The sequence below is a fragment of the Clostridium sp. DL1XJH146 genome, assembly GCF_054819755.1.
Genome location: NZ_JBTVVN010000014.1, coordinates 1 through 12137, shown reverse-complemented (window position 1 = coordinate 12137; position 12137 = coordinate 1). Strand labels below are relative to the sequence as shown.

10 protein-coding genes are annotated in these 12137 nt (G+C 28.6%); all 10 read left to right on the top strand.

Translation table 11 applies throughout. From position 1 onward, the window contains the following. The first annotated feature begins 16 nt into the window (after positions 1-16). Positions 17-223: a hypothetical protein gene (locus ACVHXK_RS08555; RefSeq protein WP_461205966.1), complete on the top strand. Its 207-nt coding sequence runs from the start codon at positions 17-19 to the stop codon at positions 221-223. A 311-nt stretch (positions 224-534) separates the two neighbouring features. Then, positions 535-1599, top strand: a complete 1065-nt coding sequence (locus ACVHXK_RS08550) for a GGDEF domain-containing protein (protein ID WP_461205965.1) — start codon at positions 535-537, stop codon at positions 1597-1599. Between the two features lie 276 nt (positions 1600-1875). Then, positions 1876-3933, top strand: coding sequence for a methyl-accepting chemotaxis protein (locus ACVHXK_RS08545; RefSeq protein ID WP_461205964.1), 2058 nt, complete (start codon positions 1876-1878; stop codon positions 3931-3933). A 243-nt stretch (positions 3934-4176) separates the two neighbouring features. Next, positions 4177-5628: a 23S rRNA (uracil(1939)-C(5))-methyltransferase RlmD gene (rlmD, locus tag ACVHXK_RS08540; protein ID WP_461205963.1), complete on the top strand. Its 1452-nt coding sequence runs from the start codon at positions 4177-4179 to the stop codon at positions 5626-5628. 136 nt (positions 5629-5764) lie between these two features. After that, a complete protein-coding gene (locus ACVHXK_RS08535) occupies positions 5765-6028 on the top strand; it encodes a class B sortase (RefSeq protein WP_461205962.1) in 264 nt (87 codons plus the stop codon). 284 nt (positions 6029-6312) lie between these two features. Continuing rightward, on the top strand, positions 6313-7482 hold the full coding sequence (locus ACVHXK_RS08530) for a 5-bromo-4-chloroindolyl phosphate hydrolysis family protein (RefSeq protein WP_461205961.1): 1170 nt from the start codon (positions 6313-6315) through the stop codon (positions 7480-7482). 77 nt (positions 7483-7559) lie between these two features. Further along, complete coding sequence (locus ACVHXK_RS08525; protein ID WP_461206033.1) at positions 7560-8645, top strand: toxic anion resistance protein; 1086 nt, start codon at positions 7560-7562, stop codon at positions 8643-8645. 14 nt (positions 8646-8659) lie between these two features. Next, on the top strand, positions 8660-9271 hold the full coding sequence (locus tag ACVHXK_RS08520; RefSeq protein ID WP_461205960.1) for a nitroreductase family protein: 612 nt from the start codon (positions 8660-8662) through the stop codon (positions 9269-9271). 169 nt (positions 9272-9440) lie between these two features. Further along, the gene (locus ACVHXK_RS08515; RefSeq protein WP_461205959.1) at positions 9441-10154 is read left to right on the top strand and encodes a LytR/AlgR family response regulator transcription factor; all 714 of its coding nucleotides are present in this window, start codon (positions 9441-9443) and stop codon (positions 10152-10154) included. 286 nt (positions 10155-10440) lie between these two features. Further along, on the top strand, positions 10441-12137 hold a 1697-nt coding region (locus tag ACVHXK_RS08510; protein ID WP_461205958.1), incomplete at its 3' end, for an InlB B-repeat-containing protein.

Below are 12137 nucleotides of genomic sequence, written 5' to 3'. Positions count from 1 at the left end.
AAGAGGGGGAAGATTTATGAATGTTTATGCTTTACTTGGAATATTAGCAATACTTTATGTTGTGGCTGTGGTTTATATTGCAGTTAAGAAACCAACAAAAATATGGGAAATGGCGAAGATTAAAATATTTAGAAAAGTACTTGGAGATAAGGGTACTGTAATATTCTTTTATGTTTGGGCGGCTGCTTTTGTAGTGCTTGCGATCTGGCTATTTACATTATAATAAAAAAATAGTAAAAAAAGGCTGCGTTTTAAATGTAGCTTTCTTTTTTAGGTTATTTTAAAGAATTATTGATTTATAAGTTATTATTTCAGGCGATAGTTTTGTTTATAAAATATCAGCAATTAAAATGGTTAGTTAGGTATACAACTTCAACATAAATTTATGAAATTCCAAAAATCACAGAAACCTGAGGTTTTGAAACACATAGATCAAATAATAAAAATTATTGTAGGATAATTATTAAATGTAGAAAAATAATCCATATTATTATATACTTATATTATTAAATACAAAAGAATAAGGGGAAAAATATGAATAATAATGATGAACTAAAGAAGGAGATATTTAAGATTATAATAATGTCATCAGTAATTATATCCTCCATATGCATAATTGGAAATATAATCTCTGGATTTCCATATGTACTTAATGTAAAATGGGTTATTGTCAATATATTATCCATAGCTACATTAATTGACTTTAAAAGAAATAAAGAATTCAATTACTTTTTTCAATTTTGCTATTTTGTATTCATAATATGCATTATAATACCAATCGGGTGGCTCGAATCAGGAGCAACTAGTAATGCTGTGGCGTATATATTTTTAATAATGATATGCGCAACTTTTCTATTCGAAAATAGACAAAGGTTTACACTTTTAATTTTATTAATTTTTGTTTTTATAATAGTGTTATCTTTAAAGAGTTATTATCCTGAAATGTTTAATACATATAGTGAAAAAGTTCACTTTATAGATACATTGATTCAAATTCCACTTACGTTAATTGGTGGATATTTATTATTAAAGCAGTTTGATAGTATATATTTGAAAGAGAAAGAAATAATAAATAATTATAGCAGTAAATTACAAGAAGCTAACACAAAACTTGAATTTATGGCTAAGAATGATGAATTATCAAAGTTACCTAATAGAAGAGTATTTGATGATAGGCTTATACAAATTTTTAATGGAAGGGAACATATAAAAAATGATATATATGTGGTGCTCTTTGACATTGACCATTTTAAAAGAACAAACGATACTTATGGACATGTTTATGGAGATGAAATAATTAAGAAAGTTGCAAGAGCTACAGAAGGAATTATATCAATTGGAGATAACATAATTTCTAGATGGGGTGGAGATGAGTTTGCAATTATTTTATTTGGTAACCTAGAAGAGGTAGAATTATGTTTAAAAGAGTTATATATAGCAATTAAAGGAATTACATTACAGAATAATGAAAATATAACAATAAGTTGTGGAATAACAAAAATAAAGATAAATGATAATGTGAAGGATGTTTTCAAAAGAGTTGATGAAGCACTTTATAAAGCCAAAGAACAAGGGAAAAATAGATATACTATAGTCTAGAGAAAGTATATTTAAAATTCAAAATATGTATGGAAGAGTTGTGGAAACAGAAAATAAAGCATCAATAGACTTTTGTAACTGAACAGAAAAGATAGTTTTGAAATGGGATAGAGAATAATTTAATAATAATTGTAATAAAGTTATAAATAACAATAAATTTTTATTAAATTTACTTATAGGAAGCTATAATTTCTTTCTATTTATGTAGAATTATATTATAATCATTAGTATAAACAGAATTGATGTCGGGAAAACGACTATAATAGGAGGCATAAAATGATTGGTAATTTTAATAAAAAATTAGCAAATAAATTAAGTACATTAATTGTAGGAGTTGTCATTTTAACTTTTGTAATAACTGGTGTGGCAGTATATAATTCTACAAGAACGAAATTAGTAGAGAATATTGAAGAAACAATAGCACTAAAATCGAATGTAGCTGTTGCAGAAATATCATCTATTTTTGAGCAGAGCACAAGAATAACTGAGCAAATGGCTATTAATAAAGCAATGACAAGGTTTATAGATGATGTTACAACTAGAGAAGAAATCACAACACATCCTATGTTTGCAATGGTAAGTGAAGATTTGTACTCTATAAAAGAATCTTATTCTTTACTAGGAAATGCATGGATAGCAAAATATGATCCTAGTTTTAGCGTAGATTATAATGGTGATATATCAGGAGAAGACTATGATGTAACATCCCAACCATGGTATGATGCTGCTAATTCCTCAGATGAAGTGGTTTTTACTGATCCATATGTATCAAGTAGTGGAGAAACGATGATTTCAGTAATCAAAGCTATAGAAAATATGGATGGTAATAAAATTGGAGTAGTAAGTGTAGATTTGAGTTTAGATGTTATTCCTGATATTATGGAGAATGCTAAAATAGGAGAGGAAGGCAATACTATTTTAGTTTCAGCATCGGGTACATATATTTATACTAATGAAGAATCAAAGATATTAGAAGAGAAAGCGACAGATGATCCTGTCTTGAAAGAATATGTACAAGCGGCCCTTAATGGAGAACAAGATGGAGCAATAATAAAATATAATGATGAAGATTATTATTTAGAATATGAGCCAATAACAGTAAATGGATGGGCAGTTCTAACATTAATTAATGAAAAGGAAATCTTATCCGGATTATCTAGTACAATAATTTCAATATTGATTATATTTTTAATTGGTTGCATTTTTCTTGCAACTGTAATATATATTTTAATTGCAAAGAATATAAAGCCTGTAGAAAAAGCTACTGAAAAGTTAAAAGTATTTGCATCAGGTGATTTTTCTTTAGAAATTTCGCAAAAAGATTTGAAGAGAAAAGATGAGATTGGTGCTTTATCAAAGGCACTTTCCGGAATAGTAGATAACTTCAATGAAATGGTAAATAATATAAATTCGGCTTCAGAGCAAGTTGCAGCAGGGTCAAGACAGGTATCAGATTCTAGTACAGCGCTATCACAAGGTGCGACAGAACAGGCTAGCTCTGTGGAGCAATTATCTGCTTCTATCGAAGTGATTAATTCACAAACTAAAGATAATGCTAAAAGGGCAGAGGAAGCAAAAGATATTTCAGAAAATGCTCTAGTTAATGCAGGTGAAGGAACTGAGAAAATGCACGAGATGCTAGGAGCTATGAAAGAAATTAATATTTCTTCAAATAATATTTCTAAAATTATTAAAGTAATTGATGAAATTGCCTTCCAAACTAATATTTTAGCATTAAATGCAGCTGTTGAAGCAGCAAGAGCTGGAGAGCATGGTAAAGGCTTTGCGGTTGTTGCAGAGGAAGTTAGAAATCTAGCAGCTCGTTCTGCAGAGGCTGCAAAAGAAACAACAAGTTTAATTGAAAACTCAATAAGAAAAGTAAATGATGGTACTAATTTAGCAAGTATCACTTCAGAAGCTTTAAATAATATTGTTAAAAAGATAGAAAAAACATCTCAATTAATAGGAGAAATAGCAATAGCATCAAGTGAACAAGCTGTTGGAGTGGAACAAATAAATAAAGGAGTATCTCAAATTGCCGATATTGTACAAGCAAACTCAGCTACTTCAGAAGAAACTGCAGCTGCTAGTGAAGAACTTGCAAGTCAGGCTGAGATGCTTAAAATACAGATGAGTCAATTTAAATTGAAAGATACTACAAAAACACATGACGATATAGGATATAATGACAAATTTGAGCAACTAAATCCTGAGGTTTTAAAAATGCTTGATAATATGAATGATGTAAATAAAAATGTAGAAGATAATAGTAGAAAAAGGAATAAAAAAGTAAATGAAATAAAATTAAGTGACGACGAATTTGGTAAGTATTAGCTAATTATATTTAAATAACTAAAGCTCTTTACATTGGATAACTAATCTTTATGTATGGAGTTTTAGTTTTTTTATGATTAGATTAATAAAGTGGCATTATAAAATTTTTTATGCATTGGCTATTATTTAGAATGTTGTTGATAGATATGTATTTTTAAAGCTATTTCTTTGTATGAATACTATAACAATGCTATAATATAAAAATGAATAATATAATATAGAGTAATAAAAGGATGAGTGTAAATGAATAAAACTAGAAATAGTAAGTCAAATAAAAACAATAAATCGAATAATAATAAGAAAAAAGTTAAGGATATAAATCCTAAAAGTAAATTTAATGATAAAAATAGTTTAAGTAAGTCAAAAAATAATAATATAGAAGTTGATTGCATAGCTTTAGATGAACAGGGCAAAGGGATAGTATTCCATAGAAATGAAAAAGTCAGGATGCCATATTTAATAAAAGGCGAAAAAGCTAAAGTTCAATTTGAGAGAAAAAGAGACTTTACATTAGGTAAAGTTCTTAAAATTTCTAAACCTTCTATATATAGAGTAAAACCGAAGTGTCCTCATTATTATAAATGTGGAGGATGCCAATTGCAGCATATGTCCTATGAAGGTCAATTAGATTTTAAACAAAAATTTGTAGAAGACATTATGAAAGGGTATGGTAAGGTAAATCCTATTATTAAAATGGAACAACCTTATGATTATCGTAATAAAATACATGCAACATATGCAGAAGGAAATAATGGGGAAATTATTTCTGGATTTTACGAAGAGAAAAGTCATAGAATAATTCCTATAGAGCGTTGCATTATTCAAAATCCAAAGGCAGATGAGATAAATAAGTCTATTCGAGAACTTATGAGATCTTTCAAGTTGAAACCTTATGACGAGGAAAGAAAACAAGGGTTTTTAAGGCATACACTTATTAAAACTGGATTTACAACTAAAGAAATTATGGTTGTTTTAGTTACGGGCACTAACGTTTTTCCTTCAAAGAACAACTTTGTAAAAGCATTGCTAAAAAAGCATCCTGATATTACAACTATTATCATGAATATAAATGATAAAAAAACTAGTATGGTACTTGGAGAGAGAGAAAGAGTTTTATATGGGAAAGGAACTATTAAAGATGTGTTATGCATGTGTAGTTTTAACATATCATCAAAATCTTTCTATCAAATAAATCCAATTCAAACTGAAAAATTATACAATAAAGCTATAGACATGGCTGATTTTAAAGGAACAGAGAAAGTATTAGATGCTTACTGTGGAATTGGTACAATAGGACTTATTTTAAGTAAAAATGTTAAGTCAGTTACTGGTGTAGAATTAAATAAAGATGCAGTAAAAGATGCAATTAATAATGCTAAAATGAATGAAATAAATAATGCACATTTTTATCAAGATGATGCAGGAGAATTCATGCTCAACTTGGTACAGCAAGGGGAAAAACTAGATGTAGTAATGATGGACCCTCCAAGAAGTGGAAGTGATGAAAAATTCTTAGCTTCCTTGGTGAAATTAAGTCCTAAAAAAATTATTTATATTTCGTGTAATCCTGTTACTCAAGCTAGGGATCTAAAGTATTTAGTAGACAATAATTATAAAGTTGAAGAGATTCAGCCTGTAGATATGTTTGGACAGACTGCTCATGTGGAGAATATAGTTCTCTTAACTAATCAATAGAGCCACTTCACAAGGTTGAAACATACTAAAAACTAGTCGTTTTCCACCCGTTTTCCTCCATAAAATTTTTGTGGAGGAAAATACAATATCTGCTGAGATGAAGGCAAAATATTTAGATTATGAGAATTTCCCCACTATGATACTTTACACACCTGCTGGAGATTTCTTAATTGAGTTATTTGCTGGGGTTGTTGTCGATGGTAATTATGAGTCAGTACGGTTCGATTTTAACGATGAGCATGACTTTGAAAACTATATTGATATTTTGAAAAAAGAATCAACTTTTAAATCCAATACCATTGTAAAAAATGAGGATAGAATAATAACACTGTGTACTTGTTCCTATGAATTCAACAACGCAAGATATACATTATATGGGAAATTGAAAACTATTGAATAACTAAGATATATGGGGAGGATAAAAATATTAATTTACAGAATAACAAATAAATATTAAGCACAAAGCATCGGTTAGAAATAATCGGTGTTTTTATAGTGTAGGAAAGTATATTTTTTCTTTCCTATGTTATAAAAAATGAAGGTGAGATTAAATGTCAAAAGTACGAAGTATAAATTGAGTATATTTATTGCTACAAATTGTAATTTATATAGCAATAAGCTATAATAAGACTAGAATATTTTTATAGTTATAGTAAAATATAAGAAATAATTTGGAGGAAGTATATGCATAAAAAGGATTTTCCGTATTTAGAAGATCAAATTAAAGAAACAGTAAAAAATGCATTAGATGCTATAGATTTTGTTACCATTAAAAAAAATATTAGTGGTAAAGCTGACAATACTATAGATTCTGTAAAAATAAATTTAAAGAATAAATCACAGCAATTTAATGAAAAAATGGAGAAGAAAACACAAAATAAATATAATAATATTGCAGGAATGAATAGAAACAATAGAAGTAAAGATTCAATGTATATTAATAAAATGCCGTCAGGGAGAATACTCGGAATAATATACACAATACTTGGAACTATGGGTATAGGAGTAATGAGTATTCTTCTATTTATATTCTTTATTATTGGACTTTTAGAGAATTTTAAAGTTCTAGGAATTTTACTTACCTTTTTAGGACTGAATATTGCTTTATTGATAAAAGGTAAAAGCTTAAGAAAAAGAGTAAAGCGTTTTAACCGGTATGTAAATTCACTTGATGGTGAGAATTATTGTTCAATTAAGCAGTTATCTATGGCTACTGGGAAAAAGAATAAATTTGTTGTTAAGGATTTAAGGAAAATGATAGATAAAGGTATGTTCAAAGAGGCATATATCAATGAAGAAAAAACATACTTTATGTTAAGTAATGAAGTTTATGATAATTATTTGATAACACAACAAAATTTAAAAAAACGCAATGAACAGCAACTTAAAAAAGATAAAATAAATGATCCTGAAAAAGAAGAATTAATGCAGACAATAGAAATGGTAAAGAACTATATTGAACAGATAAAAAATGTAAATAGAGCTATATCTAAAGAAGAAATATCGATAAAATTGCAAAGATTACAGAATATTGTTAGTGAAATAATTAATTTTGTAGAAAAAAACCCTAAAAAGCTGGTAGAAGTTAGAAAATTCACTACACACTATCTTCCAATAACTTTAAAGTTAGTTAATGGGTATAAGGATTTAAATGACCAACCAGTTGAGGGAGATAATATAAAGAATGCAAAAAATGAAATTGAAAAGAGTATTGATATTATAAATATTGCTTTTGAAAAGTTACTAGATGACCTGTTTGAAGATTTAGCTTTAGATGTTTCTACAGATATTTCTGTACTAGAGACATTGTTTAAACAAGAAGGATTGACTAAAAATGATTTCGAAAGTAAATAAATAGAGGAGAGGGTTCTAAATTGAATAAGGATGTAAAGCCAACATTAACATTTGAAACATTTCAAGAAGAAGCTTTTATCACTAAATCAAAAGAAGAAAAACATGAAGAAATAAAAGAAGAGGTAATTGAAGATAGTAATTTAACAGAAGAAGAAAAACAGATGGTTGATCAATTTGTAGAGAAAATTGAAATAACTAATGTTAATTCGATTCTACAATATGGAGTTGGAACTCAAAAGAAAATTTCGGATTTTTCTGAAACAGCTTTAAATAATGTAAAAACTAAAAATTTAGGTGAAGTAGGCGAAATACTTTCTAGTGTAGTAAGTGAGCTTAGAAATTTTGAAACTCCAGATGAAGATGAAAAAAAAGGTTTTTTAGGATTATTTAAGAAAAATAAAGAAAAAGTGTCTCGGATGAAGAGCAAATACAATAAAGTAGAGGGCGATATAAATAATATTTGCATTATGCTTGAAAAACATCAAATACAACTTTTAAAAGATATCGCAATGCTTGATAAAATGTATGATATAAATAAGGTATATTTTAAGGAACTTTCTATGTATATTTTAGCAGGTAAAAAGAAACTTTTAAAATTAGAAAAAGAAGAACTTCCACTATTAGTGGAAAAAGCCCAAACTAGCGGACTTCCTGAAGATGCACAGGAAATAAATGATTTTAAATCTCTTTGTAATCGCTTTGAGAAAAAAATTCATGACTTAGAGTTATCAAGAATGATTTCACTGCAAATGGCTCCTCAAATTAGATTGATTCAAAATAATGATGCTTTAATGTCAGAAAAGATACAATCTACAGTTGTAAATACTATTCCACTTTGGAAAAGCCAAATTGTGTTATCTCTTGGAGTTGCGCATTCTAAAGAGGCAGCTAAAGCTCAAAATGAAGTGACAAATATGACAAATGAACTTTTACGGAAGAATGCAGAAACACTAAAAATGTCTACTATAGAAACAGCTAAAGAATCTGAACGTGGAGTTGTTGATATTGAAACTCTTCGAAATACAAATGAATCATTGATTTCAACCCTTGATGAAGTACTTCGTATACAAACGGAGGGAAGACAAAAACGGAAAGAAGCAGAAATAGAATTACGAAATATTGAAAAACAATTAAAAGATAAACTTTTAGATATTAGAAGCTAATGAGGGGTGTAATTATGTCAGATAAGTCAAAAGAACTAAGAATAGAAAGTGAAAAAAGAAGAAGTTACCGTAAATTCACATCTGAAGTTATTGATAGAGAAACCATTGAAGATTGGTTAATGACAGCTTCTACAGCACCAAGTGGCGCCAATAAGCAACCGTGGTATTTTTGCGTTGTAACAGATGATAATATGAAAGAAACTATACGTGAAGAAGCCGAAAAAATAGAAGAAACATTTTATAAAGAGAAAATCAGTGATGAGTGGCGTAAAGATTTAAAAATCCTTAAGACTAATTGGAGTAAACCTTTTTTAACAGAGGCTCCTTGTCTGATTGTAGTATTTAAAGAGTTGTATAAAGTAAATGGAGCTGATGAGAAAGAGAAGAATTATTATGTAAATGAGAGTGTTGGACTAGCTACTGGTTTATTAATAAATGCCATACGTCATTCAGGATACAAGAGTCTGACTTATACACCGGCACCGACGACTTTTCTAAAGAAACTGTTTAACCGACCAGAAGGGGAAACTGCCGTTATGATTTTGGCAGTAGGTAAAGGGGATTCTACATTTGAATTGCCGTCTATAACGAAAAAGACTATTGAAGAGATTGCAGAATTTCATTAGAATTGGTAGCATATTGACTATAAGATGAAGTATCGATTGTGTGTAATGAAAACTATTAAGTTATAAGAGGGAACAATATATAATGATTGGTAGCATGTATTTAAAAGGCTAAAGTCATTGAAGTAAATATATTTTTAATATATTACTAAAAAAAAGTAAGGTGACACATATGATAAATATAGCAATTTGTGATGACGATAAAGATGAGCTTGAAAAGATTTCTGATTATGTATCTAAGAACTTTAAAGATTTAGATATAGAATTTAAGATAACTTTATTTACTGAAGGAGAAGATCTTATTGAAGAAATTAATTTATCTAAAGAAGTTTATGACATAATATTTTTAGATATTTATATGCAATTTTCAAATGGCATAGATATAGCAAGAAAAATCAGAGAATTTGATAAAGCGTGTAAAATTATATTTATAACTTCTTCAAAAGAGTATGCAATAGATAGCTATGATGTTAAAGCATTTTATTATATATTAAAACCAATAAATGAAGAGAAACTTAAAAATGTTGTCAAAGAAGTTATAGAAACCTTAAGTAATGATAATAAATCAATTTTTATAAAAAATAAAAAAGGTAACTATAGAGTTATTTACAAAGATATTTTATATTTAGAAAGCAAAGCAAGAGTTGTTAATATACATATGAAATCTGGTGAGATAATTAATTTTTATTCGATACTTGATGAATTTATTGAAAACCTTAAAGATGAAAGATTTGTTAAATGTCATAAGAGCTTTTTTGTGAATATGGATTATATTTTAAAGATAGAAAATAAATTTGTTTTTTTAAAGGGCAATGTAAAAATACCTATAAGTACTGCTAATAGAATAAAACTAAAAGAAAATTACTTCAATTATTTATTTAAATGAATATGAAAAAGCACACATAAATATAAATTATGTGTGCTTTTTTTTATAATTTTTACATTTTACGTTATAAATTTTACCTTAATAGAAAAAAAGAAATATTTTGTGAGAATATATTTATTGATGGTGTAAATTTGCGAATTAACTAATATGTATTGGTACTCAATTATAATATGAAAAAGGAGGCTTTGTTTTTGGATTGAAAAAATTTGTAAAACTTGAATATTATACATTCAATAAAGTAGTGTAATAAATTCTACAATAACATTTTTTAAAGGAGGGTTTTATTGTGAAAAAAATAAAAGCACAGAAGTGGCTTTTTAGTACCATTATAATCTGCATGATGGTAACTATGTTTAGTGGAATAAACACTACTACAGTAAAAGCGCTTCGTGGTAGTGTTAATGTATCTACTGTGACAGAACTGAAGAATGCAATAGCTTCAGCTACTGACGGTGATACAATAAATATCACAAGTGATATTATTATTGATGCGGAAATAGAAATAGACAAAGATTTAATTATACAGGGTGAAAATCATACAATTAAAGTACCAGTTACAGGGCTTGATGATTCGGGAATTGCAAATACAGATCCATCAGATTATAGAGTTTTTAAAATTATTAGTACATCAGAAAGAACAGTTGAGATTAATGATTTAACTATTAAGGGTGGCAAATATTCTAATGGTGATGGAGCAGGTATATACAATCCTTTAAGTTCAACTCTCAAACTTACTAATGTTAATATTTCAAATACAATAAATAATTCATCGGGCGGGGGCATAAAGAACGATGGTGTTGTTTATCTTGTCAATAGTACTATCAGTGGCAATGTATCTAAAAATGGAGCTGGAGGGGGTATATTCAACACTGGCGTTGCTTATCTTGTGAATAGTAATATCAGTGGTAATGCGGCCTATACTGGTGGCGGATTTATGAATTATATTGATGCAAAAATGTTTATTGAAAACTCTACCTTCAGCGAGAATAGGGCAACATTGTACTCAGGTGGAACGGTAGAAAACCAGGGGCAATTATATATTAACAATTCAACATTTTCTAACAATACAGCTGTTAGATATGGAGGAGCTATATATAATTGTAATGAATCAGCTAAAGCTTATATTGTAAATAGTACCTTCACAGGAAATGTTGTTTATGGAACTTATAGTGGAGGAGCTATTACAAATGATAATGGTACACTGTCAGTTCTAAATACTTTATTTGCCTACAATTATATAAAAGGTACTACAAGCTTTATTTTAAATGATTTAAAGGAGTATACCGCTGATAAAAACATAGATGCTTATAACTGTATATATCATGCTGCAATTGATTGGGATATTGTAAATGATAAAGGTGGAAATAGTCAATATACGGGGAGTGCAGATGGTTCAGACAATAGTATATTCAAAGATGGTAATAATATTAATGTACTAGATATAAATGATTCAGTAGTTGAAGGTGGAACTGTTTTTCAACCAATTTTGGAAAAAGCAGATGGTATAGATACTCCTACAACAAGTTTTAAAGAAGGTAGCGATATACTTGTAAAAGGAATAAAAACAAGTTTTACAAATGGAAATGGAACACCTACAATAGGATATTTTGATGGAAGTACGTGGATAACACTTATTGGCAGTGATGCTGAAAACTATGAAGTGAAAAAAGACCAAAATGATGTTGATAGACGTGCAATACCAACAGTGGGGTCAGTAGAAACTACTTATGTTAATAGCTACGCAGTAACCTTCGATGTAGATGGAGGAAGCACAGTTGCGAGTGAGAGTGTAGTATATAATACAAAGGTAACAAACCCAGCAGCTCCAACAAAGACAGGATATAGTTTTGGAGGCTGGTATACAGATAATACATTTGCAACACTATTTGATTTTGATAGTGTATTGGTAACAGAAGACACAACAATATATGCGAAATGGAATATTAATAGCTATGCAGTAACCTTCGATGTAGATGGAGGAAG

Excerpts from the sequence above, each read along its gene's own strand:
- ACVHXK_RS08555 (WP_461205966.1), top strand. The coding sequence starts at position 17 with ATGAATGTTTATGCTTTACTTGGAATATTAGCAATACTTTATGTTGTG.
- ACVHXK_RS08550 (WP_461205965.1), top strand. The coding sequence starts at position 535 with ATGAATAATAATGATGAACTAAAGAAGGAGATATTTAAGATTATAATA.
- ACVHXK_RS08545 (WP_461205964.1), top strand. The coding sequence starts at position 1,876 with ATGATTGGTAATTTTAATAAAAAATTAGCAAATAAATTAAGTACATTA.
- rlmD (WP_461205963.1), top strand. The coding sequence starts at position 4,177 with ATGAATAAAACTAGAAATAGTAAGTCAAATAAAAACAATAAATCGAAT.
- ACVHXK_RS08535 (WP_461205962.1), top strand. The coding sequence starts at position 5,765 with ATGATACTTTACACACCTGCTGGAGATTTCTTAATTGAGTTATTTGCT.
- ACVHXK_RS08530 (WP_461205961.1), top strand. The coding sequence starts at position 6,313 with ATGCATAAAAAGGATTTTCCGTATTTAGAAGATCAAATTAAAGAAACA.
- ACVHXK_RS08520 (WP_461205960.1), top strand. The coding sequence starts at position 8,660 with ATGTCAGATAAGTCAAAAGAACTAAGAATAGAAAGTGAAAAAAGAAGA.
- ACVHXK_RS08515 (WP_461205959.1), top strand. The coding sequence starts at position 9,441 with ATGATAAATATAGCAATTTGTGATGACGATAAAGATGAGCTTGAAAAG.